At 59.2% G+C, this 23,732-nt stretch carries 19 protein-coding genes, 1 tRNA gene, 1 pseudogene and 1 riboswitch; of the genes and pseudogenes, 10 read left to right on the top strand and 11 right to left on the bottom strand.

The genetic code is table 11. The features are described from left to right. Nucleotides 1-618, bottom strand: a pseudogene (locus ACNPN0_RS00885) (IS256-like element ISAar5 family transposase); the annotation flags it as partial. 213 nt (nt 619-831) lie between these two features. On the opposite strand from ACNPN0_RS00885, the gene ACNPN0_RS00880 reads away from it, so the two are divergent. Further along, the gene (locus ACNPN0_RS00880; RefSeq protein ID WP_105659132.1) at nt 832-1,326 is read left to right on the top strand and encodes an HNH endonuclease; all 495 of its coding nucleotides are present in this window, start codon (nt 832-834) and stop codon (nt 1,324-1,326) included. 38 nt (nt 1,327-1,364) lie between these two features. Here the strand turns inward: ACNPN0_RS00880 and ACNPN0_RS00875 are convergent, their stop codons facing one another. Next, nucleotides 1,365-1,775, bottom strand: coding sequence for an NUDIX hydrolase (locus ACNPN0_RS00875; protein WP_448937303.1), 411 nt, complete (start codon nt 1,773-1,775; stop codon nt 1,365-1,367). 187 nt (nt 1,776-1,962) lie between these two features. Between ACNPN0_RS00875 and ACNPN0_RS00870 the strand changes: the two genes are divergently transcribed. Next, a complete protein-coding gene (locus ACNPN0_RS00870; protein WP_105661599.1) occupies nt 1,963-3,192 on the top strand; it encodes an ROK family transcriptional regulator in 1,230 nt (409 codons plus the stop codon). Between the two features lie 121 nt (nt 3,193-3,313). Here the strand turns inward: ACNPN0_RS00870 and ACNPN0_RS00865 are convergent. Together ACNPN0_RS00865 and ACNPN0_RS00860 are read right to left on the bottom strand one after the other, a co-directional pair. Beyond that, nucleotides 3,314-3,387, bottom strand: a tRNA-Arg gene (locus ACNPN0_RS00865). A 67-nt stretch (nt 3,388-3,454) separates the two neighbouring features. Next, entirely contained in the window at nt 3,455-4,117 is a 663-nt protein-coding gene (locus ACNPN0_RS00860) for a hypothetical protein (RefSeq protein WP_448937304.1), read from the bottom strand. An 83-nt stretch (nt 4,118-4,200) separates the two neighbouring features. On the opposite strand from ACNPN0_RS00860, the gene pcrA reads away from it, so the two are divergent. The 4 genes from pcrA to ACNPN0_RS00840 all read left to right on the top strand — a co-directional run bounded on the left by pcrA (nt 4,201) and on the right by ACNPN0_RS00840 (nt 9,695). Beyond that, nucleotides 4,201-6,579 carry a DNA helicase PcrA gene (gene pcrA / locus ACNPN0_RS00855; protein ID WP_448937305.1) on the top strand — a complete coding sequence of 793 codons (2,379 nt, stop codon included), beginning with the start codon at nt 4,201-4,203 and terminating at the stop codon, nt 6,577-6,579. A 242-nt stretch (nt 6,580-6,821) separates the two neighbouring features. Next, nucleotides 6,822-7,994, top strand: a complete 1,173-nt coding sequence (gene sucC / locus ACNPN0_RS00850; RefSeq protein WP_105659137.1) for an ADP-forming succinate--CoA ligase subunit beta — start codon at nt 6,822-6,824, stop codon at nt 7,992-7,994. A 16-nt stretch (nt 7,995-8,010) separates the two neighbouring features. Further along, nucleotides 8,011-8,913, top strand: a complete 903-nt coding sequence (gene sucD / locus ACNPN0_RS00845) for a succinate--CoA ligase subunit alpha (protein ID WP_448937306.1) — start codon at nt 8,011-8,013, stop codon at nt 8,911-8,913. Between the two features lie 392 nt (nt 8,914-9,305). After that, nucleotides 9,306-9,695 carry a hypothetical protein gene (locus tag ACNPN0_RS00840; RefSeq protein ID WP_448937307.1) on the top strand — a complete coding sequence of 130 codons (390 nt, stop codon included), beginning with the start codon at nt 9,306-9,308 and terminating at the stop codon, nt 9,693-9,695. 78 nt (nt 9,696-9,773) lie between these two features. On the opposite strand, the gene ACNPN0_RS00835 is transcribed toward ACNPN0_RS00840, so the two are convergent. The 3 genes from ACNPN0_RS00835 to ACNPN0_RS00825 form a co-directional block, all read right to left on the bottom strand. Beyond that, a complete protein-coding gene (locus ACNPN0_RS00835) occupies nt 9,774-11,315 on the bottom strand; it encodes an MFS transporter (RefSeq protein WP_434693622.1) in 1,542 nt (513 codons plus the stop codon). 574 nt (nt 11,316-11,889) lie between these two features. Beyond that, nucleotides 11,890-12,126, bottom strand: coding sequence for a hypothetical protein (locus ACNPN0_RS00830; RefSeq protein WP_105657313.1), 237 nt, complete (start codon nt 12,124-12,126; stop codon nt 11,890-11,892). A gap of 210 nt (nt 12,127-12,336) precedes the next feature. Continuing rightward, nucleotides 12,337-15,684 (bottom strand): SNF2-related protein, encoded by a 3,348-nt coding sequence (locus tag ACNPN0_RS00825; RefSeq protein WP_448937308.1) that lies wholly within the window; start codon nt 15,682-15,684, stop codon nt 12,337-12,339. 86 nt (nt 15,685-15,770) lie between these two features. Here ACNPN0_RS00825 and ACNPN0_RS00820 point away from each other — a divergent pair, with 86 nt between their 5' ends. Further along, nucleotides 15,771-16,961: an LOG family protein gene (locus ACNPN0_RS00820; protein WP_448937309.1), complete on the top strand. Its 1,191-nt coding sequence runs from the start codon at nt 15,771-15,773 to the stop codon at nt 16,959-16,961. A 63-nt stretch (nt 16,962-17,024) separates the two neighbouring features. Here ACNPN0_RS00820 and ACNPN0_RS00815 read toward each other — a convergent pair whose 3' ends face one another. The 3 genes from ACNPN0_RS00815 to ACNPN0_RS00805 all read right to left on the bottom strand — a co-directional run bounded on the left by ACNPN0_RS00815 (nt 17,025) and on the right by ACNPN0_RS00805 (nt 19,233). Continuing rightward, the gene (locus ACNPN0_RS00815; protein WP_105657316.1) at nt 17,025-18,128 is read right to left on the bottom strand and encodes a VIT1/CCC1 transporter family protein; all 1,104 of its coding nucleotides are present in this window, start codon (nt 18,126-18,128) and stop codon (nt 17,025-17,027) included. A gap of 54 nt (nt 18,129-18,182) precedes the next feature. Continuing rightward, on the bottom strand, nt 18,183-18,449 hold the full coding sequence (locus tag ACNPN0_RS00810; protein ID WP_434693628.1) for a hypothetical protein: 267 nt from the start codon (nt 18,447-18,449) through the stop codon (nt 18,183-18,185). Nucleotides 18,450-18,464: 15 nt separating this feature from the next. Next, a riboswitch (SAM riboswitch) is annotated at nt 18,465-18,578 on the bottom strand. Between the two features lie 67 nt (nt 18,579-18,645). Then, nucleotides 18,646-19,233 carry a DinB family protein gene (locus ACNPN0_RS00805; RefSeq protein WP_448937310.1) on the bottom strand — a complete coding sequence of 196 codons (588 nt, stop codon included), beginning with the start codon at nt 19,231-19,233 and terminating at the stop codon, nt 18,646-18,648. A 133-nt stretch (nt 19,234-19,366) separates the two neighbouring features. Here ACNPN0_RS00805 and ACNPN0_RS00800 point away from each other — a divergent pair, with 133 nt between their 5' ends. The 3 genes from ACNPN0_RS00800 to ACNPN0_RS00790 all read left to right on the top strand — a co-directional run bounded on the left by ACNPN0_RS00800 (nt 19,367) and on the right by ACNPN0_RS00790 (nt 22,122). Further along, the gene (locus ACNPN0_RS00800; protein WP_105661607.1) at nt 19,367-19,933 is read left to right on the top strand and encodes a helix-turn-helix domain-containing protein; all 567 of its coding nucleotides are present in this window, start codon (nt 19,367-19,369) and stop codon (nt 19,931-19,933) included. 136 nt (nt 19,934-20,069) lie between these two features. After that, entirely contained in the window at nt 20,070-20,486 is a 417-nt protein-coding gene (locus ACNPN0_RS00795; RefSeq protein WP_133833221.1) for a hypothetical protein, read from the top strand. A 106-nt stretch (nt 20,487-20,592) separates the two neighbouring features. Then, a complete protein-coding gene (locus tag ACNPN0_RS00790) occupies nt 20,593-22,122 on the top strand; it encodes an APC family permease (protein ID WP_448937311.1) in 1,530 nt (509 codons plus the stop codon). 55 nt (nt 22,123-22,177) lie between these two features. Here ACNPN0_RS00790 and ACNPN0_RS00785 read toward each other — a convergent pair whose 3' ends face one another. Beyond that, complete coding sequence (locus ACNPN0_RS00785) at nt 22,178-23,713, bottom strand: PucR family transcriptional regulator (protein ID WP_448937312.1); 1,536 nt, start codon at nt 23,711-23,713, stop codon at nt 22,178-22,180. Nucleotides 23,714-23,732: the final 19 nt, after the last annotated feature.

The following is a 23,732-nucleotide window of genomic DNA, read 5'->3' as shown; positions in this document are numbered from 1 at the left end:
TCGACGTAACGACTTCCCTGCAGGCAAACGCGGATTCAGGGTCAGGTAGGTGCGCACGTTGCGCTGGATATGCACCAAGCAGCGTTGAATTTTCACGTTCGGCCAGAACTCTTTGAGCGCTTTCATCAGGCCTGATCCGCCGTCGGTCACCACGACTTTCGGTTCGGGGAAATGCTGCAGCAACACGGTCCAGGCCTCGGCTTTTTCGCGGTCGCACCACTGCCATCCGATGACACGTCCGTGAGCGATGGCGATCAGCAGGCACCAGCCTTGGCGCAGATAGATGCCGTCGACTTGGATCTCGTCGAAGACCTCGCCGGTGTGATGCAGGTAGGGGTGCACGTTCCAGCACCAAGCGGTCTGATGCCGGAAGGTGCGGCCGGTTCCGCCGCCGAATTCGGCTTGGGAATGTTTGCTCATCAGCCAAGTGACGAAGCCGGTGAGTTGGTTGCGGGCGGTGGTGTCTTCGCGCTTGAAAACGGTGCTGGCATTGCAGGTGATGCAGCGCCAGCGCTGGGTTCCTTTGGAGGTGGTTCCGTTTTTATTCAGTCGGGAATGACAGATAATACAAGTATGGGATTGTCCAGTAAGCTTCACACTTATGGATTCAATACCCATGTGAACCTTGATCCTGCCCCGGCTTTCCGGGGCAGGATCAGGTTTTCAGACACACTTTATTGCCTATAGCCCGAAAAGAAGACAATTTCTTGGTTAGGTACCCACCAATAATCCGAAGCATCGCATAGGCTAGCGCTTAGAGACACTCCGAGCAGAACGCGAGCTCCATCAATGCCAGATGGTGGCCATCGGTTCATGAAGGTAGTACGAGCAATGCGAACTTTGGTATTAAACGCAGGATACGAACCACTAGCAGTTGTGACGTTCCGTCGAGCACTAGTGCTAGTCATGACCGAAAAAGCGAGCATCGTTCTCCAAGATGATCTCGCCCCCATCCGCAGTTCTCATGGAGATCTACCTCGGCCAACTGTCATCGTTCTGAAACGCTATGTACGACGCCCCTACAGGGACATGCAACATGTCACACGTAGGGGCGTTCTGCGTAGAGACGCTTTTACCTGCGCGTATTGCGGCAAAGCTGCCAATACGATTGACCACGTCATTCCCCGCAGCAGGGGAGGCCAGAACACCTGGGAGAACCTGGTGGCCGCTTGCCTGCTATGCAATAGCCGCAAAGCGGACAAGATGCTCTCGCAACTGGGCTGGCAACTGCGTATTACACCCCATCGTCCACGCGTTGCTGGCCATCTGGTTTCGGGACTGCAGCACGTTGATGCGGCATGGGACGAATACTTGCACGCAAGCTAGCCGCTGGCCTGATGCTGCTGGGAGGAACCCAGCGGCGCTTATTTCTTGCTGCGTTCAATGGCTAGCGGCAGGACGCGGTCGCGAAGCAACGGAGCTAGATCGTCGCGTTCCAGAGCCACCTGCGGGTCGATCCACAGCAGCTCCTCCAATTCCGCTAGCGGGGCGAGTTCGCCATCGAAGGCTGCGCTGTATAAAGAGGCACGGATCATCGTGTCCGCCTCGTTGGCAGCCGGTCCGATCCATTCGCCGTCGTATCGCAGCTCGTCAGCGGTGAAGCTGAGGCCCAATTCTTCACGAATTTCTCGAATGATAGTTTGTAACGCTGTTTCCCCGGCTTCCGGTTTGCCGCCAGGTTGCATGAACTTCGTTGTTCCACGCTTGCGAACCAGGAGGATTTCTCCTTGGTTGTTGACTAAACACGCCGCTGAGATCGTCAAATTTTTCTTCACTAAAACACAATATCGCGTGTTTATAGGAGTTAGAGATGGTAACGTGCTTAATTGGATCTCCAACGGTTTTAGTTCTAGTTCATCATGGTTACTTTACTCGCAGTATCTAACCGAAGTATTGATGACTACCGAAAACGTTGGAATTGAAAGATCGATCCATCAACTTTACAGATCTATGGAGCAATAAATGCGACGGGGTACAAATCTAGGACGCTTGGGAGACTTCAACCAAGCCGTAATTCTTGAGTCAATTCGACGGGCACCAGAAGGAATTAGCCGCGTTGAACTGGCCGGTTCGACTGGTCTGTCGCCACAGACCATTTCCAACGTTGTCCGCCGTTTGCTGGATGACGGAATCGTTCGAGAAGACCGCACGATCGTCTCCGGACCAGGCAAGCCTCGCACCGTTCTGGAGCTCGAAGGCAACCGTCTTGTTTCCATTGGCATCCACCTAGACCCCAGCGTGCTGACCTTCGTCGCAATGAACCTGCGCGGCGAGGTTCTGCGCGAACGCCGCATCGAAGTTCCCAACCTCGAAGTAGCTACCGAAACTGTCCAGCTCATGGCAACTACGGTCAAGGAACTCATTGCCGAGATCCGCGTGCCGAAGAAGCACATCGTCGGTGTCGGCATTGCTGTTCCGGGTCCAGTGAACGTCGAAGAAGGAGTGGTGCTGAACCCGCCACTGCTCGATGGCTGGGCAGATGTTGAACTGGTGAACCCACTGCGCAAGCTCTTGCGCTTGCAGGTCATCATCGAAAAGGACACCATCGCTTCGGCAGTTGGCGAACTGTGGCAGTCCAAGGAAGAGAAGAACAACGACTTCGTCTTCATTTACTGCGGTCACGGCTTCGGCGCTGGTCTGGTATTCAACGGCGATGTCCACCACGGTGCAAGCAACAACGCTGGCGAAATCGGCCACTACTCAACCGGTTACAAATCTGTGGCCTGCGAACAATGCGGTGCGGAGGATTGCCTCGCTTCAGGCACCTCCTACGAATTCATCGCTGCGCAGGCCAAGGAACGCGGGCTGGAACTGCCAAGCTACGAAATCGTTGGCCCGGAACAGCGGGCTGCCGGAATGAACCGCCTCTACGAGCTGGCTCACGAAGGAAACAAGGTCGCCAAGGAACTGGTCACCGAAGCCATGATCAAGGTTGGCGAAGTTGCCGGCCAGCTTGCCAACTCGCTCGACGTTCGCGAAGTCGTCTTCGGCGGTCCACAGTGGGAAAAGGTATCCGAACTGGTCGACGACCAAGTCCGTGACGCCATTGGCCGCCGCTTCGCCCTGCGCGGAGTGCATGAAATCGAAACCCGCACCTCCGAGCTCGGCTCCAACGTCGGCGCCATCGGTGGCGCTTGCGTGGTCATGGACGCTTCGCTGTCGCCAAAGGCGACCGCATTGCTGCTGCGTTAAGCCAGACTCATGCTAAGCACTGCGGGTACGTTCCAGATGGAACGTACCCGCAGTGCTTAACGCCGTAGTAACGACAAGAGCCTTGTTTCCCGTCCGAGGACTGGAAACAAGGCACTAGTTGTGCCCCTGGCCGGAATCGAACCGACGGCCTACCCTTTAGGAGAGGGTCGCTCTATCCTACTGAGCTACAGGGGCATGGGCGTGAAAACACCAACAACACTATCTTACTAGGATGTCCCGGGTGTAATTCCCACGCACTGGCTTAGGCAGTACCCTCGCGAATTGCGAGCATCTTTGCCTTGAGCGCACGATTGGCACGGATAGCGCCAAGACCCACAACAAGACCCGCAGTGATGATCAGCAGTGCCCAGCGGATGGTCGTGAGGATCGATGCCAAAACGACAGCTCCTTCACTGAGGTCTCCAGTGAACAGGGCATCAATTGCGAAGTTCTCCCAAATATCAATTGCCGCGAAGCCCAGAGGGGCAACCCAAGCCAGCCAACGCGTCTGGCGGTGAGGAATCCAGCGGATGAACAACAGCATGGAGAAGACCGCAGTAAACATCGGGAAGAGGAAACCAGCGGTCTTGTGCAAGTAGTTGAGCTGGCCAACAGCATCTTCATCCATGGCGCCCCGCAATGCTTCTATGTCGCTTACGGTGTAGCCGAAAATACGCTGATCGGGCATCGCCAGGGAATCGCTGAGGTCCTGCATCTGCACCATCGTGAGCAGATGGTAGTACGCGAATAGCGCAGCGCATATGATCAAGCCCACCGAGATCAGCAGCATCGGGTTCGAACTGTTCTGGTGGGAGGTGCTTTGCACCTTGCCTGGCCCCATGTTCATGCCACGCGGCGCGTTCGGCGCCTGGGTGAACTGCTGGGGCTTGCGGTATTCCTTGGTTTTCCTGACCTTCTTTGCCATATCTCCTATTATGCCCGGCCAATAGCGTGGGCTTTCCCGCTCACACTGAAAGTGTCCGGCGCTCCACGTAGACTGGCTACATCATGGATTTCCTTTTTGACGATTTCGCCCCGGATACCGCACAGCAGGTCATGCCCACTGCTGAGGAGCTTTTGGTCGGCATGAACCCGCAGCAGGAAGAAGCAGTTCGTTATGCTGGGGGCCCGTTGCTGATCGTGGCCGGCGCTGGTTCAGGAAAGACCCGTGTGCTCACGCACCGCATTGCCTACCTCCTGGCGACCGGACGTGCTCGGCCGCACGAAATCCTGGCGATCACCTTCACCAACAAGGCCGCTGCCGAAATGCGTGAACGAGCCGCTGAGCTTATTGGCGACGAGCAAGCGAAGAAGATGTGGATCTCTACTTTCCACTCCTCATGCGTGCGTATTTTGCGTCGCGAGGCGGCCACCATTGGAATGAAATCCAACTTCTCAATCTATGACTCCACGGATTCCTTGCGCCTGATCACCTTAGTCGCCAAATCTTTGGAGATCGACCCGAAGCGTTTCACGCCCAAGGCGATTGCCCACAAGATCTCCTCGTTGAAAAATGAGCTGATAGATGATGAAGACTACGCGGCGACGATCAATACCAATGATCCGTTCTCGCGAGCCGTTTCCGAGGTCTACCGCGGTTACACCCGTCGCCTGCGCGCTGCCAACGCCATGGACTTCGACGACCTGATTGGACAGGTCGTCTACATGTTCCGTGCGTTCCCGCGAGTGGCCGATAACTACCGCCGCCGGTTCCGCCATGTGCTCATTGACGAATACCAGGATACTAACCACGCCCAGTACTCGCTGGTGCGTGAACTCACCGGTGCCGAAGGTGATACCGTCCCTGGCGAACTGACCGTTGTCGGCGACTCGGACCAGTCGATTTACGCTTTCCGCGGTGCCGATATCCGCAACATCGTCGACTTCGAAAAGGACTATCCGAACGCGGCAACCATCAAGCTGGAACAGAACTATCGTTCCACCCAGACGATTCTGTCCGCGGCCAACGAGGTCATCAAGCGAAACCCGGACCGCAATGACAAGAAGCTGTGGACTGCCAGCGGCGACGGCGAGAAGATCACCGGTTATGTTGGTGAATCAGAATCCGACGAAGCACGCTGGATTGCCGAAGAAATACTGCGCTTGAACGATGACGAGGATGTCCGCCCGGGCGACGTGGCGATCTTCTACCGCACTAACGCCCAATCGCGTGCACTGGAAGAACAGCTGATGCGCGTGGACCTGAAGTACCGCGTAGTCGGCGGCACCCGGTTCTACGACCGCAAGGAAATCAAGGACGCACTGGCCTACCTGCGCGCCTTGGTGAACCCGGATGATGACATCAACGTCCGCCGTATCCTCAACGAGCCCAAGCGCGGCATCGGCGACCGTGCCGAAGGCGCCGTGGCAGCGTTGGCTGAACGGGATCGCGTTTCCTTCATGGACGCATTGCGCCGTTCGGATGAAGCACCAGGCTTGGGAACCCGCGGAATCAAGATGACTGCTGCGTTTGTCTCCATGATGGATGACTTGAAGACCGTGGCGGAAGGCTCAGGGCCGGCAGAGGCCCTTGAAGCAGTGCTGGAGCAGACCGGATACCTGGAGACCCTTCGGCTCTCCTCGGATCCGCAGGATGAGTCGCGGGTGGAGAACCTTGCCGAATTGGTCGCCGTGGTCCGGGACTACGTGAACGAAGAACCGGAAGGCGGTCTCGAAGGGTTCCTGGAGCGCGTGGCGCTCGTAGCCGATGCCGACCAGATTCCAGAGGCTCCCAGCGATGATGAGGGAGCAGCAATGGCCGTGCAGGAAGGCGTGGTCACCTTGATGACCCTGCATACTGCCAAGGGCTTGGAATTCCCGGTGGTCTTCCTGACGGGCATGGAGCACGGTGTCTTCCCGCACCAGCGTTCCATGACCGACGAGAAGGAACTCGCCGAAGAACGCCGCTTGGCCTATGTCGGACTGACCCGTGCCCGTGAACGCCTGTACCTGACCCGTGCCGAGCAGCGCAGCCTCTGGGGGCAGGCCCAGTACAACCCTGCGAGCCAGTTCCTGGAAGAGGTTCCGGGCGAGCTGATCGATTGGAAGAGCGAGGGCTCTGGCGGTGGAATGGGCTTCGGTTTCGGTAACGCAGCGGTGAATTTCGCCACGAGCAGATATGAACGTGGCAGCCACTGGGGTGCAGGTTCGGCATCGGCGCAACCGGTGCGAGGGCACAACGCCGCCCCTATTTCCAAGACGCGAGTTGTGCAGAATAAGGACATTACCATCCCTGAAGTCGGGCAGAATGTTAAGCATTCCTCGTTTGGCTTGGGCACTGTTATTGCTTTAGAAGGCGCAGGCGACAAGACGGTGGCCAAGGTGCAGTTCCCGGACTCCGAGAAGAGGCTATTGCTGCGCTATGCACCGCTAGAAATCGTGGAGTAGCCGACCGGCCCTCCGTGTTTCCTGCGTCACATTCGGCTGCTTTACTGCAGGACCCGCGAGTTTCTCTACGTGTTGTAAAAGTGGGAAGTTTGCGAAAGTCGGGATAGTCTGAGAGGTGCGCACGGGCTACGGCGCCTAACGACGTCCCGGTAGTTGCGGTGCGCTCTCTTTGGCATGGCATGGATTTCGGTCTGTGGCCGTGCCGCGAGTCAGCATGAACTTCGAACGAAGGACACAAACCCGTGGACCTGTATGAGTACCAGGCGCGCGATCTATTCGAGGCACACGGCGTTCCCGTGCTTGCCGGTATCGTCGCTTACACCCCGGAAGAAGCAAAAGCCGCAGCTGAGAAGATCGGCGGCGTTGTTGTAGTAAAGGCACAGGTCAAGGTTGGTGGCCGTGGCAAGGCTGGCGGCGTCAAGGTCGCTAAGACCGCCGACGAAGCTTTCGAGCACGCTTCCAACATCCTCGGTATGGACATCAAGGGCCACACCGTAAACAAGGTCATGATCGCTCAGGGCGCCGACATTGCTGAGGAATTCTACTTCTCCGTACTGCTGGACCGTGCAAACCGCAACTACCTGGCCATGTGCTCGGTAGAAGGTGGCATGGAGATCGAGGTGCTCGCAGTTGAGCGCCCGGATGCTCTGGCGAAGGTTGCCGTTGACCCAATCGTCGGCATTGATGCCGCGAAGGCCGCTGAAATCGTTGAGGCAGCTAACTTCCCTGAAGAGCTGCGCGCAAAGGTTGCAGACACCATCCAGAAGCTCTGGGTTGTATTCAAGGAAGAAGACGCCACCCTCGTAGAGGTAAACCCACTGGTGAAGACCGGTGCCGGTGACATCGTTGCACTGGATGGCAAGGTTTCCCTGGACGACAACGCATCTGAGGTTCGCCACCCGGCTCACGAAGAGCTCGAGGACAAGGGCGCAGCCGATCCGCTGGAAGCCAAGGCAAAGGCCGCTGGCCTGAACTACGTCAAGCTGGACGGCGAAGTAGGCATCATCGGCAACGGTGCTGGCCTGGTCATGTCGACCCTGGACGTTGTTGCCTACGCTGGCGAGAACCACGGTTCGGTCAAGCCTGCTAACTTCCTTGACATTGGCGGTGGCGCATCGGCTGAGGTCATGGCTAACGGCCTTGACGTCATCCTGAATGACCCACAGGTCAAGTCGGTCTTCGTCAACGTCTTCGGTGGCATCACCGCATGTGACGCTGTCGCAAACGGCATCGTTGGCGCGCTGAACACCCTGGGTGACGCAGCGAACAAGCCACTGGTTGTCCGCCTGGACGGCAACAACGTTGAAGAGGGTCGCGCCATCTTGGCCGAGGCCAACCACCCGTTGGTCACCCTGGCAGCAACCATGGATGAGGGCGCCGACAAGGCTGCCGAGCTCGCCAACGCAGCGAAGTAAGAGGGATAAGCGAACAATGAGCATTTACCTGAACAAGGACTCCAAGGTCATCGTCCAGGGCATCACCGGCGGCGAAGGCACCAAGCACACCGCCCTGATGCTCAAGGCTGGCACCAACATTGTTGGCGGCGTTAACGCCCGCAAGGCCGGCACCACCGTGACCCACGGCGACCAGGACATCAAGGTGTACGGCACCGTGGCTGAGGCCAAGGCCGAGACCGGCGCAGACGTATCGATCGTCTTCGTCCCACCTAAGTTCACCAAGGACGCAGTCGTTGAGGCTATCGAGGCCGAAGTTGGCCTCGTTGTAGTCATCACCGAAGGTGTTCCAGTACAGGACTCCGCTGAGTTCTGGGCTCTGGCACAGTCGAAGGTTGACGCCGACGGCAGCCAGATCACCCGCATCATCGGCCCTAACTGCCCAGGCATCATCACCCCAGGTGAAGCACTGGTTGGTATCACCCCGAACAACATCACCGGCAAGGGCCCAATCGGCTTGGTTTCCAAGTCAGGTACCCTGACCTACCAGATGATGTACGAACTGCGCGACTTGGGCTTCTCGACCGCAATCGGCATCGGCGGCGACCCAGTCATCGGCACCACCCACATCGATGCCCTGGCTGCTTTCGAAGCTGATCCAGAGACCAAGGCCATCGTCATGATCGGTGAAATCGGTGGCGACGCTGAAGAGCGCGCTGCTGATTACATCAAGGCCAACGTCACCAAGCCAGTTGTTGGCTACGTGGCTGGCTTCACCGCTCCTGAGGGCAAGACCATGGGCCACGCAGGCGCCATCGTTTCCGGTTCGGCTGGCACCGCCCAGGCGAAGAAGGAAGCACTGGAAGCTGCGGGCGTCAAGGTCGGCAAGACTCCTTCGGAGACTGCTGTGCTGCTGCGCGAAGTTTACGCAGCTCTCTAAGCTGACGCTGAACCAGGGCTGACGCCCTGGAGCATACGCCGGAAACGAACGGTCGCCGTTTCTCCTGAATCTTCAGGAGAAGCGGCGACCGTTTCGCATTTAATTGAAATCTTCTAGTCAAACCGCTGATGCACTCATAAGCTGATTAGAATATATGGTTCCAGGGTCTTAAAAAAGGATTGCCGATGATGCGGAGAAGCTACTGGGTAACACTAGCGTGCTTATCCCTGGCATTGGCATCATGCACGAGCCCGGAGGCCGGCGAAAGTGCGGGGCCGTTGCCTTTGAGCCCCGAAACGGCAAGTTCCTGCGATCGACCGTACATTGCCAGTGGCGGTCAGTTGCGTGGTGCACCGCAGCTGATCCGGGTCGACCGGTTCCATGATCAGCAGATGCGCCAAACTCTGATCGACGCACCCGTCAGCTCGACTATCAGCTTCAGCCCTCGTCCCAAGTGGGACAACGTCAATGAAGTGATCATGGCAGCCAGCGCCGTCTCCGAAACCACTGTCGCCGAAAAGTCCTACGATGCCAGTGACGGGCTGGAATCGTTGATCAGAAGCTCCGACCAGTCTGCGGGGCTTCTGGGCTACTGGGCAGCGCGTCCCGTGACCTACACGTATAGCGTTCAATGCCTCAACGAGCAGCAGAGCCGCTACACGCTGGTCTTCGACACCTGGTCCGACTCCGAATTCGGAATCCTTGACTGCAAGCTGAGGCTGGATGCGATGGCTCAACGGGCTGCGCAAGCAGCCTATGAATCCTACTGCCAGCCCTCCTAGCCGTTGAGCCGGATACAACAATGGCGGGGCTAGTTCCGCTTGGAACCGGCTCCGCCATCGCTTAACCCCATTGCGAGGCTATCTAGCCTGGGACTGCTCCGCCTCGGCGTCTGCAATCTCCTGCTGGTAGTTCATTTCCAATTCAGGAACCTGCTCGAAGAGCGCTTCGACATCGAGGTCAGGGTTCTCGTCCTGGGTTTCAACTAGCTCAATGGCTTCCGCTTCCGACGCAACCGAAGGCAGCGAGCCGGGCAATGGCTTGCGAGCGGATTCGCGCAGGTAGCAGACCGCAATGAACCCCGCGACCGAGGTGCCCATAACCCAGAAGGCCGGAGCCAGGGAGGATTTGGTCAGGGTCACCAACGCCTGCATGATGAACGGCGCGAAGCCACCAAAGATGGCTACGGCGAAGTTGTACGAGATGCCCATGCCACCGTAACGCGAGGCGGTGGGGAACAGCGCTGGCAACGACGAAGCCAGATTGGCAACGTAGAAGACTACCGGGACAGCCAGCAGCGCAAGGCCAAGCAGGGTGGACCAGATCTGGCCATGCATCATGAACAGGAAGGCAGGGATAGCCAGGACGATGGCCGAAACCGAACCAATGAACAGGACCTTGCGACGGCCCACGCTATCGGAAAGCTTGCCCGCCAACGGGATGCACAAGGACATGCCCACCAGGATCGGCAGGGTCAGCAGATTGCCGTGTACCGGATCGTATTCCAGCGTCTCGGTGAGGTACGTAGGCATGTAGCTGGTCAGTGCGTAACCGGCGGTGTTGGCAGCCGATACCAGTACGAAGCCGGTGAGCAATTCGCGCCAGTAGGCCTTCACCAGGTCGATGACGCCCTTCGGGGCATCGGCAGCGCTCCGTGCGTCCTCGCTCGCGCGGTTAGCGGCTTCCTGGGCTTCCTTGAAGGCTGGAGTGTCTTCGATCTTGGCGCGGAACCACAGTGCGATAACACCCAGTGGAAGGGCCACCAGGAATGGAATGCGCCATGCGAAGCCTTCCATGACATCGTCGCTCAGGGTCAGCTGGAGGATGGAGACGAAGGCGGCACCCAGGGCGAAGCCCATGTAGGAACCTAGATCCAGCAGCGAGGCGAAGAATCCACGCCGCTTGTCCGGGGCGTATTCGGTAATGAACGTAGTAGCACCGGCGTACTCGCCGCCAGTGGAGAAGCCCTGGGCAAGCTTCAACACGACCAGGAGAATTGGTGCTGCTACACCCCATACCGAGTAATCCGGGAGGATTCCGATGCCAAACGTGGCCGCTGCCATCATGAGCAGGGTGAAGACCAGAATCTTCTGGCGTCCTACTCGGTCACCCAGCTGGCCCAAAATCACGCCACCAAGCGGGCGCGCGACGAAGGTGACAGCGAATACGCCTAGGCTGAACAGGGTTTGGATTGCAGGCTCGACGGTGTCGGGCATGAAGAGCTTGCCGATAATTACTGCAAGATAGCCGTAGACACCTACGTCGTACCATTCCATCAAATTGCCAACGACGGTACCGCCGATGGCTTTCTTGAGCATCGAATTATCGACGACGTTGACGTCTTCTACCTTCAGGCGGCGTTTCCTCAGGAATCGCTGCTTCCGTATGTTTTTTGCTTCCATAGTTTCACTCCTCATATCTTTCTTGATCTTGTCCCGGTGCCGGCGACCATATTCATCCACAAGAATGAGGAGCGAAATAGCTGCTCCTGGAGCTGGTTGCGGTCGCCGTGTGACTCGTCGAAATCGATAGATTTCTACTCAAAAATCCGGCGAAAAACCGGCATTGAGCGATGAAACGCTTAAGCGGACAATCATTAAGTTTACCAAAAATTGGATTAATTCCCTGATCGAGGGGCTCTCCAGGGGCGTATGCGCGCCCATGGACGCAGCCGAATCCTGCGTGGACCTACCGCCGAATACCCACGGAAGCATGGGGCAAACGAGCCATTGGCCAAGTTGTGGATCGAGGTGCGCAAAAAGCTGAAATTGTGTCGAAGGACTCGGAGCGCCAGTGTTGGGAAACAGCGAAGCAACGCGAAAATGGTGCCCTTGAAGGTCCTGGATCCGGTGGCAAATGAGGGCCCCCGACGGTAAAAAACGCACGCTGTTCAGCAGCGGGTGGCGCTCAGTCCACAGGGCACAAAAATGCCCCAAGATTGCTGGTGGGCAGCTTGGGGCATGTAGTCGAAGCAGGCTAGCCGCGGAGGCCGGCAGCAGCTTCAGTATCAACTCTCAGGAATGAAGAGCCGATGGCGGCGAACGCGCCCGGAATCAGGAGCATTCGGTGCTTCGGGTTATAGAAAATCTCTTCGAGCGGAGACGCCAGAACTCTGCGAATCTTTTCCAGGAGCCGGTCGTTTTCCAGGGACAGGCGTTCCTGTTCGGTTTCAATCACCACACGATCGTTGTTGATACTCACCGATGCACTCATCCAGTCATCATCGGGGGTACTGAGAGTCTCCGATTTAATCAGGGACACGGTTATTACCGCCTTTGTCGTTCGTATCGCCCGGACGAGGATCCGTCTGGGCACTTGCCCGATGAACGCACTATGTGTGGCGTAGCGCACATCATCGGTCACTTCGAATATACAGGGTTTTACTGAGCGCCGCCTGCTAATACGGCGGATTTAATCAACCTGTTACTCAAGCAGTCCTCGGATATCTTGGGCGGTCAAGGCCTTGGAGAATCCATCGGCTTCATCCATCACTGTCGAGATCAGCTTGCGTTTGCTTTCCTGCAGCGCCACAACCTTCTCTTCGATGGTGCCCTGCGAAATCATTCGGTACACCATCACCTGTCGCGTCTGGCCGATGCGGTGCGTACGGTCGATAGCCTGGGCTTCCACAGCTGGGTTCCACCATGGATCCAGCAAGAAGCAGTAGTCCGCTTCGGTCAGGTTCAGGCCGAAGCCGCCGGCCTTCAAGGAGATCAAGAACAGCGGAGCTTCGCCTTCCTTGAACTGCTCGATGACCTTGGCGCGGTTGCGGGTATTGCCGTCCAGGTAAACGAACTTCACGCCACGCTCGGTCAGCTTGTCGGCAAGCACCTTCAGATACGAAGTGAACTGGCTGAAGATCAGCGCACGGTGGCCTTCGCCCACCACATCATCGAGCTGGTCGAAGAGTGCTTCCAGCTTTGAACCGGGTACGTCCGACAGCGCTGGATCCACTAATGAAGGTTCCAGGGCCAGCATGCGCAGATGGGTCAGCGACTGGAAAATGGTGAAGCGGTTGCGATCCAGATCTTCAACCAGGTGCAAGATTTTCTGGCGTTCGCGGTTCAGGTGGGTGTCGTAGACATGCTGGTGTTCTTCGGAAAGGCGCACCAGAAGCTGTTGCTCCTGCTTGGCCGGAAGATCCAGCACCACGGATTCCTTGGTGCGGCGCAGCATGAATGGCTTGATGCGACGCTGCAGCAATGCAAGGGTGTCCTTGTCGCCCAGTACTTCGATAGGGCGGGCGAATTGGCGATTAAAGCGTGTTGTGTTCAGGAACAATGCCGGAGCAACCAGCGACAGCAAAGCACCGAGCTCGGAAAGGTTGTTTTCCATCGGGGTACCAGTGACGGCCAATTTGAAATTGGTCTGCAGGTTCACCGCGGTGCGGTGGGCCTTGGTGGATTTGTTCTTCACGAACTGCGCCTCATCGAGGATCAAGCCGGCAAAGCGCTGCGCCTCGTAAATCTCGTCGTTCAGACGCAACAGGGTATAGGTCGTGAGAATGACATCGTAATTCTCGGCCAGTTCCTTCAGCTGCCGTGGCGAAGGCAAGGTGCCCTCGACGCTGACTACCCGCAAGGATGGGGCGAACTTGTTGATTTCCATTTCCCAGTTGGAAACCACCGAGCTCGGGGCGACGACCAAGAACGGCAGACGGGTGCGCTGGGTTGCGGGCAGCTGAGCACATGCCTGCGGATCGGCCCAGAGCTTGTGGGCATGGAGAATCAGGGCAATCGTTTGCAAGGTCTTGCCCAAGCCCATGTCATCGGCGAGGATTCCGCCGAATCCGCCTTCGTACAGGCGAGAGAGCCAGTGGAACCCTTCAACCTGGTAAGGGCGCAATTGGGCGTTCAGCGTGTTCGGCACCTGCGCGTGGTGGGCTTCAGCGACCTTGAGCAGTGAACGCATGCGTGCGATAAACAAGTCCGCGCCGTCAATGCCTTCAGCCATCTCATCAAGTTCCTCGAACAATGAGATTTGGAAGACCGTAAGCTTCAGGTCTCCCTCCTTCGGCTTGTCATTCATTGCCTGCGCCTCGTCAACGAGCGCCTTGAGCTTGGCGAACATGGGGTGGTTCAACGAGAACCACGTGTTATCCGGCAGGCGCAGCTTCATCTGGCCATTGCTCATGGCCTCGACGATCTGCGAGAAAGGAACCTCGTGGTTGCCCACGGTGATCAGCAAGCCAAGGTCCAGCCAGTCGGTCCGTTCATGATTCACGGCATTGATCTTCAGCTGAGGAAGTTCACGCAGCTGACGGAATTTCGGCCGGGTACCCTTCTCAACCAGCTTGACTTCAGGAATGCGTTCCAGCGCGGGGAGGATCTCGGTGACGAAATCGATGGTGTCATCGCGGGCGTAGAACTTCGGCGACAAGTTGGGATTGCCGCTTTCTTCATGAACCAGGAAAACTTCATGCACTGCGGCCTGAAGCAGTTCCTCAGCCTCAAGGTCATACACTTCCTGGTCGCCAGGGATCCCCGGGTAGAGGATCTGGAAGTCCAGCGCGGCGGTGTCGTTCGGTTCGTTATTCTCGTTGAATTCGCGCTTGTAGACCACGGTCGCCTGCACATAGGGCGGTTTCAAAGCAGGCAATTCCAGCTCGTCGCTAACGCTACGCAGCTCGAAACGGCGGGCCAAACGCGGGTAGGAGGATTCAAAGAAATCGTTGATCTCCGACCGAGGCACGGTGACCGGACGGCGGTCAACATACCAGCGGCGGTGCGCGTCAGGAATCGGCTCGACACTTGGCGCGAGCCAAATTTCATCAGGCTGAGCCAACTGGGCATAGAAACCATGCTCGGCGATGACTCCGCTTGGTGCCTCCGGATCGAGAATGAGATCCTGGTTTGCAATGTGCAGGACACCGTCCAATTGCAGCCGTTGCTCATCCAGGGAGGCCTGCATGCTGAAGCTTGCTGGAGCAACGATGCGCACGCGCTGCTCGGATCGGGTCGTGATCAGCGGAATTCCCAGCTCATCAGCTTGGTCAAGCAGTGGCCAGAGCAGCTCGGAAGCGTACTCGTCCAGGAACAGCCAGTCTTCATCCACCTTGAACTGCAGCTGGCTGTCGCTGCGCGCCATGGAGGCAAAGCGGGTAAACCAGTGGTGCTGCGCGCGCAACAGGTTCCAGCCGTAGGTCTTGAAGCCCAGGGTGGTCCAGCGAAGCTGGCCACGAACCCAACGGCCTTCGGTGTTGCGAACCATTGGGCGCACTCCCAAGCGGAAGCGCTTATTGCGGGTCGGGTGCGGGATGGTTCCGGTCGGCATCCACTGTTGCTGCTGGGTAGCGTCCTTCGAGTCGAAGAGCAGGAACTGAAGCGCCATCGGCACTACCGGATCGTGCTGCGAACCAAGCAGGCCGTCGGCCGGGCCCGGCTCGGACTCTTCAAACCATGAATCGATTTGCTGCGACCAAACTGTGTTCGGCTTCTCTTCCCGGGCGGGCACGGCGCGTGGCTGGGAAGCGATCTTGTTGGAGACAATAGCCAGTGCCGCGATGTGCGAGCAGATGCCCGGTGCGTCGCAGGTGCACTCGCACGATTCGATCTTCCACTCTCCACCGTCCATGAGGACCTGGATCATCGGAGAATATTCTTCGCCAGAATCGGTGACGGTGCCTTCGATCTGGTGGGTGCTTTCGTCGAATTCCACGTCAACCACGGAATTTGCTTCTGCAGCCAGGTTCTTTCCATAGAAGAAAGGAACGTTGCCCAGAAAAGCCAATAAGTGGCGGGCATCAATGGTTGGTGGAACAGATTCAATCATCCTCTCATCGTTTCACGTTCCGGGCCTTCGCGAAAGTTGAAGGGCCTTTCTGTGAATAATCACTATCTATGACGTAGCGTTGACGCATGTCCCAAGTGTGGCCCTACCTTCCAGCACGCGCAGTGAACATAACGACGCTCGTTGAATTCGACCGTCTCGCAGCTGAAGCGCTGGCTTCCCACCGCGCACGCGGAAAAGGCTGGCGAGTGCACCGTGTTGATCTGCGCGAACGGGATACCGTGCTGGAATCCTTGGATCTTTCCGAAGCGCTATTCATCGATTGCCAGTATTCCGCGCAAGGAGCGCAGATCGTGCAAGCCACTGGCGGGCTGTGCATGAGCTCGGGGGAGGAGCTTCCCTTCGAGACGGTGGCTCGCGGCTTGTATTCGCCGCATGAGTTGTACTCGGGGATCCGGACGCAGACCTACGAGCATGTGCCTGATGCGAAGATCTACGCGTACTCCCAGCAGCATGCAGCGGTGAATTCCGACAGCGATAGCAATGCGCTGGCAAAAACCCTGCATGATCACCACATTGGCCAGGCGCTGGTCTCGGCGGTGTACGAGGGCACGTTCAAGGAAACCCCGATTATCGGGGTGATGGGCGGGCATGCGATGAGCCGGGGCACCGCGCAGTATGCGCAAGCTTTGGAGCTTGGGCGCATGATTACCCGGGCCGGCTACGCGGTCGCCACCGGTGGAGGCCCCGGCGCAATGGAAGCCGCCAACGCCGGTGCATGGCTGGCCGATTACGGACCAGAAGATGTCGCTACGGCATTGCAGATGCTGGCCGAAGCGCCAGATGCGATTCATCAGCGCACCGGCTGGGCGAGAACTGCGCTGATGGTCAAGGAGCGTTTCCCGAGCCAGCGGCAGTCCCTGGGCGTGCCAACCTGGTTCTACGGCCACGAGCCGCCGAATCTGTTTGCCACCCAGATTGCCAAGTTCTTCACCAATTCCATTCGTGAAGCGATTCTGCTGGAGCAGTCCAACGGCGGGCTGGTAGTTCTGCCCGGGGCCGCTGGTACGGTGCAGGAAATCTTCCAGGATGCCTGCGAAAACTACTACGCTACCGGTGCTCGCGTGGTGCCGATGGTGCTGATCGGCAAGGACTATTGGACGAGGGATCTGCCTGCTTGGCCGCTGCTTCAGGCCCTGGCCAAGGAACGTGTCATGGAACAGAAGATTGCTCTGGTGGAAACCGCCGAAGAAGCGATGGAGTTCATCCAGAGCATGCAAACCCTGCGCCGGCGTACCCGGCGGCCGGAGAACAACTAGAGCACGGCATGGAAAATGCCGGTACAGCCAAAGCTGTACCGGCATTCGATTCGCAGCAGGCTGCTATCCGATGCTGACGTCGAAGATCAGGCCCAAGCAGTAGGTGATGGCCGCTGCGCCCCAGCCGATGGCTAGCTGGCGCAGGCCGCGCTTGAGCGGGGAAGCACCGGAAAGCAGCCCCACGATCCCTCCGGTGATCATCAGGGCCACGCCCACCAGGACTACCGAGACGAGGATCGCGGTCATGCCGGAGAGCCCAAGGATATAAGGCAGGATCGGCACGACCGCGCCGGAAGCGAAAAGGATGAACGAGGTGGCCGCCGCGCCGGTGGCCGACCCCAGTTCCTGGTGCTCCTTCTCGAGTTCTTCGCCGCGGCCTTCCGGGTTCAACGAGAAATCGGGGTTGCAATCGCAGGTGAACAGGCCCATGCGTTCTGCGGCCCGGTGCGCTGCATCTTCATCGCTCATGCCGCGGGCCTTGTAGATCAGCACCAGCTCGTTGGCGTCCAGATCGAGGTTCGGGGCGGCGGTCAGCGTGACCTGGGTTGGACGCGAGGCGGTCAGCAGCTCGCGCTGGGAACGCACCGAGACGTATTCGCCAGCTGCCATGGACAGTGCGCCGGCCAGCAAACCGGCAACACCGGAGAACAGCACGAAGGTCGCTGAAACACCGGTCGCACCGATACCCATGATCAACGCCAGGTTGGAAACCAGCCCGTCGTTGGCGCCGAAGACCGCAGCGCGGAAGTTGCCCGAAAGGCGCGCACGGCCTGCTGTAGCCAGCGCCCGGACGACCTCTTCGTGGACCTGTTCGTCGGCTGCCATCTGCGCGGTGGCGTCCTTGTCGTCGCGGTAGGGCGAACTGCTTTCGGAGCGCTGGGCCATGGCCAGCACGAAGACCGAACCGAAATGCAATGCCAGGAAGCGCAGCATGGTGCGTCGCAGCGACGGGCGGACTTCCTTGAAATGCTCGCCGAGCAGGACGCGCCAGTGGGATTCGTGGCGGGCTTCCGCCTCTGCAAGGCCCAGCAGGATTTGCCGTTCCTGCCCGGTTTTCTTTTCCGCGAGGGCCCTGTAGATGGAGCCTTCGGCGACTTCATCAGCGAGATACTTGCGCCATCGCTGGATCTGCGCTTTGGTAGGTTCGGTTTCTGGGTGCTGTGGCATCGCGACGATGACTCTCCTGGAACATGGATTTTCCAATGAAACCCGTGGATCGGATCAACCACCCAGTTTAGTCAGGGCTCCTGCACTTGGGAATTTGGCAAGGCTAAAAGCAATTCGCTTGCCCGCTGGATCTCCGGCTACCGGCAGCACCAGCTGCAATTCAGAAGTGGCCGGATCATAGGTCGGCCTGCGGGCGCAACGGGCAATGAGCCGTTCAAGCCTGAGCGGATCCGCAACGTAGCGGGTGCGCCAGCGCCCTTCGGCCTTGAACTGCACTTGGCCGGTCTGGCGGTCGATGACGGGCAGAATCGGATATGCCATGGAGGTCAACTCTCTTGCGAGCTCTTGCCCGTGCACCTGTTGATGCGCGGACCGCTTCCTCATCCGAACCACCCATGAACTTGGGGTTGGTGCGCGGCCAGTCGGAGCTTGGCGCCGCGTCTCGTGAAGCAACATTTCCGATGGTACCGCCGGCGGCAGGGCCCGGTGAAGTCCGAATGCGTAATATGACTGCGGCTCAAATTCCCGGGGCAAAGGCATTGGCCAGCTGCTGCAGCTTCTCGCGTTGTTCTGCCCATTGCCCCGCGGTGTAGCCGGGCAGCAGATCCAGTTGCGCGGTCCAGCCAGCACGGCCATCGAGCTGCTCGCGGATAATATCCAGATGCCCTGCATGCCGGGAGGTCTCGGCGAGTGCATGGATGAGCAGGTGGTCCAAGGTGGTTTTGCCAGCTGGCCCCCACCACGGTACCTCTACGGGGCAGTCCAGGGGCAGGTCGCTAATGGCTTCATCGGCGAAGGCGATGGCTTTCCGATACAGGCCGATCAGCTGTTGCGCATCCATATCTGCTGGCGGAAGGAAATCCGCGTCGGGATCATGCGGCGCAATGAATTCGCGAACGTAGCGGTCATCGGCCCTGCGCTTGAGGCAGGTGCCGAAATACTCGTATTCATTGATCGCCAAATGGTGCAGCACTCCCAGGATATGGGTGCCTGTAGGGGTGAGCGGAGTGCGTGCCAGGTGCTCGGCGAGGCCTTCTGCCTTGTAGATCGCATTCTCGCGCGCGTCGTTCAGGTACCCGCAGAGCTTGTCCTTGGTGCTGTCCATGGACAGAGTCTAGTGAGCGCTGCAGCCTCGCGGTAGAGGGCGCGGTGTGTTTACCATTGGTAAACTTGCCCCGCAGGCCTTGAAGCCAAAGTGGTTGCGGTTGTTGCTGCAGAAAACGTCGAGGAGCCAAACGATGAAAACCTTGCCAGTTGAACCAACCGGTGCCGCGATCAATATCGGTGCGAGGCTGCGCGGGGTGCGCCAGACCCAGCGTATGACCATTGACCAGGTCGCCGAGCTATCCGGACTGACCAAGGGTTTCCTCTCGCGTGTGGAGCGCGACCTGACCAGCCCTTCGGTTTCGACTCTTTTACGGTTGTGCGAAGTGCTGGGCATGGAGGTCGGTACCCTCTTCGAGGTTCCTGAAACGAAACTGGTCCGACTGGAGCAAGCTCCCCGTGTTTCCCTGGGCGGTGACGGCATCACGGAGCAGCTGGTCACGCCGCGCAGCGAGAAGCGGGTGCAGATGATTCGCGCCGAGATTGCGCCCAAGGGCACCGGTGAAGCGGAACTGTATTCGGTGGATTGCGAGCTGGAAGTGCTGCACGTGATCGCTGGAAAATTCATCCTGGTATTGCCTGATCAGCGCGTAGAACTCGAAGCAGGCGATACGATCACCTTCCCCGGGCGTGAACCGCATAGCTGGGAAAACGATTCTGATGAGGTTGCCGTGGTTACCTGGACGCTGATCCTCTCATGACGCCAAGCCACGGCACTTGCTGCCATGGCCCGGCATGCGCAGTGCGGCTGCGCGTTCGTCTGCGGGGAGATGAACCGCGTATTCTAGGAACGATGCGTTGTTCCGGGCGCTCGGGACAATCAGTGATGGGAGAGGCGTGAGGACAGGCGAACCAACCGCTGCGCAAGATCAACTGCGCAGTATCAGCTGGTGGGCTTCGATACTTTTCGGCGTTCTTATTGGCACCACCTTGACCTGGATCCGCACCCAACGCAATTTCTTCTTCATTGGCGCCGCGATTCTGGCCGTCGTCATTGTCACCATTGGCGTGCGGACGATTCGCCGACGGGCACGCTTCCCGGTGATGGCGCAGGCGCGCACCTCGTGGGCGTATGTGCTGTGGACCGGTGTCCTGCTGGTCCTGGCCGGGCCGATCCAGCTGGTGTACGTAGCCGATGACCTTTCCGAACTGACTATCAAATCGCTGGTCATGTCCGCAGGCTTCTGCCTGGGCATTCATGAGGTCGACCGCGCGCTGGTGAAAGCCAGCAAGAAGCGCTCCGGCGAGGCCTAGCGTCCCAATTTGGGCAAAATAGCCTGAAATGTAGTCAAAACATCCAATACCCTTAAGCGCGTTTTTGCATAGTGTGATCCTGACCAACTTTCCAGAAGGGGTTGCCATGTCAGGAAAAACCGCGAAGAACCACACCGCAGAACCAGGCCTCAAGAAGGTCCTCGGCCGCTGGGACGCCTTGGCCATAGGCGTGGGCGCGATGATCGGCTTTGGCTGGGTCGTGCTCACCGGCGACTGGATCACCACCGCCGGCCCGTTCGGAGCCACGCTGGCCATGCTGGTTGGCGGTGGCATCATGGCGGTAGTTGGCCTGACCTATGCCGAACTCGTTGCGGCCATGCCGAAAGCAGGCGGTGAGCACAACTACTTGCTGCGCGCCATGGGCGCCCGCTGGTCTTTTGCCGGTTCGTGGGCCATCGTCGGCGGCTACATTGCGATCGTGGCCTTTGAAGCAGTGGCACTGCCCAAATCCGTGCTCTATCTCTTCCCGGAGCTTTCGCAGATCAGATTATGGGAGATCGCTGGCTCAGAGGTCTACCTGACTTGGGCGCTGGTCGGTGTCGCCGGTGCGATAGCGATCACCTGGATTAACATCCGGGGCATCAAGACCGCCGGCGTAGTGCAGACCTTCGTGGTGCTCTTCCTCTTCGTCATCGGCGCAATGCTGCTTGCTGGCGCATTCACCGGAGGCGAGAGCAGGAACATGGAACCATTCTTCGAAAACGGGGTGGCCGGCTTCTTCGGCGTGATGATCGTGGTGCCGTTCATGTTCGTCGGCTTCGACGTGATCCCGCAGTCCGCCGAGGAATGCGACATCGCCCCGCGAAAAATTGGCAAGTACGTGGTGATTTCGGTGCTGATCGCCACCGCCTGGTATGTGGGGATCATCCTGGCCACCGCCTCGGGAATGGGCGCTTCGGCGCTCGCCGGATCCGAACTTGCCACTGCCGACGCGATGGGGGCACTGTTCAATTCCGAAATCATGTCAAAGGTGCTGATCGCCGGCGGCATTGCCGGCATCCTCACCTCGTGGAATTCGTTGCTGATGGGTGCTTCGCGGCTGATGTACGCGATGGCCAGCTCCGGCATGCTGCCACGCTGGTTCGCCTACCTGCATCCGAAGCACCGCACACCGAGCCATGCACTGCTGTTCATTGGCGGCCTCTCCGTTCTGGCTCCATTCTTCGGCACCGCCATGCTCGGATGGTTGGTGGATTCCGGTTCGCCGTCGATCGTGATCGCCTACCTGCTGGTGGGCGTGGCGTTCTTGATTCTGCGCCAGCGCGAACCGCAGATGCAACGCCCGCTGCGCGTGGGCGGTGCGGGAAACGGCGGCAAGGTCATCGGCGTACTGTCGGTGGTCTTCTGCACCGGCCTGATTTCGCTGTATCTTCCGGGAATGCCGGCGGCCATCGGGTGGCAGCCGTGGCTGCTCTTCGCCGCTTGGTGGATCCTGGGCATGGCCTTCTTGCTGCGTGTGCCACGCGGGATTGCGCCGGGCGAATTCGCGGAAGAGGAATTGCTGCAGAAGCTGAGCATCCGCCAGCAAGCCAAGCTCGGTGCCACCGGCCCGGACGCCGCAGCAACGCGACGCGCCAGTGCGCCGCACGATAGCCGGACTCGGCTCAAGGGCTGACGGCTGCACCTAGGGCACGCCGCGGGATCTGGCTATTGCAGAGACTGCGGCGTGCCTATTTCTGTGCCCGGCGCAGGGCCAGCCAGAGCGAGGCGGCGGCATCCGGATCATCGAGATTGGCGCCAAGCAATTCCTGGGCCACGGTGATGCGGTGGCGCAAGGAATTTCGGTGAATGCCCAATTCGCGGGAGGCTTCTTCCCAATGGCCGCGGTGGCGCAGGTAGGAGGTGACCGCGGAGAGCAGATCGGCGCGCGCGTACGCTGCGAGGGCCTTGACCCAGGTCTCTGCGCTGGCATCGAAGCCCGGGGCGCCGCAGGCCATGGTCCCGAACGGGACAGCGTCCAGCGTTTGGCGCAGGGCAGGCAAATTGGCAGGGATCTCGGCCAAGTTCAATGGTTGGGAGAGTACGGCGTGGACTTCGGGTGCGGGGGAATCAAATCGCCCGCACGCCATCGGGCCCGTTGCGGTTGCAGCCTGCGGTGCCACTGCCTCGCCATTGCTGGAACTGTCTGCGGGTTCGGGAAGTATCAAATAATGTTCGGCGCCGTCCTCATAGTGAAGCTGGCACTCGCGTACCGCTGCGGCGACATCGGGCAAGGCGGCGGGGCGCGCCAGCGAGGGCAGCGCATGAAGTGCGGTTGCTGCATCGGTATCGGCACCTGCCCGGTACAGCAGGATTCGCACACGAACAGGTATTCTGCCCAATCCGGCTTCTTCCCCGACCAGGCGTGCCGCCTCGGGTTGGCCATGCAGCAACAATTTTGCGGTGGCCGAGCTGAGCGCGTTATTCGTGCTGGCAGCCAATTCCCGTTGCCTGGCGCGCAAGGAGAGCAACGTGCAGGCCGTCATGATGATCTGCCGGTCGGCCTTGGTCGGCCTGCGCCCGGCGGCAACTCCGAGATATCCGTGGATCGTGGTTCCGGACAGGATGGGATAGAGCGCTACTTCGTGGCCCTGGACCTCGAAGGTGGACGCCGAGGGCATGCCATTGCGCCGAAAGCGCATGGACTCGTGGCGGAGTTCGCCCAGGAACGCTTCGGCGGATGCCGGGTAGCAGGCCGCCGGCCGAGAATCGACGGAAAGATAGGCAGCCCAACCGTTTACTGCCTCAGCCAAGCCCCGCACGACTGCATTGATGGCATCCGGGCGTACGGCGGCACGCGCCAAGGCAGTCTGCGTCCCCAAGGAACCCATCAGGTTCGAAGCCTGATCACGTGAGGCCAGGCGCCAGTATGCCCGTGAAATGTTCTGGAAGGGCACTTGGTCCGGGACGATCCCCAGCTCTACGCCGGCAGCGTCGCAGGCGGCGATGACGTGCTCGGGCACCGTGCGAAGCCACGGACCCAGCCCCAGCCCCAGGGCGCAGACCTTTTTGTCCTGCAGCCGGCGCATGTATGCGCGGGAAGCCTCCTCGCTCGCGGCGAATGGCATGCCGGTGGTCAGCAGCAGCTCGCCGCCATCCAGATAGGTGGTGGGATCCTCCAGCTCAGAGACGTGCACCCCGCTGACCGGCTGGGCACGGAAGGTTCCGGTGCTGGCAGGGAAGAACTCGGTGCCCAACTCCGCGCCCAGCTGCAAAAGCGTAATCATTGGGTAAATTATCCAAGAA

The organism is Glutamicibacter sp. AGC84, assembly GCF_053543575.1.
This window is presented reverse-complemented; position numbering and strand designations above follow the sequence as displayed.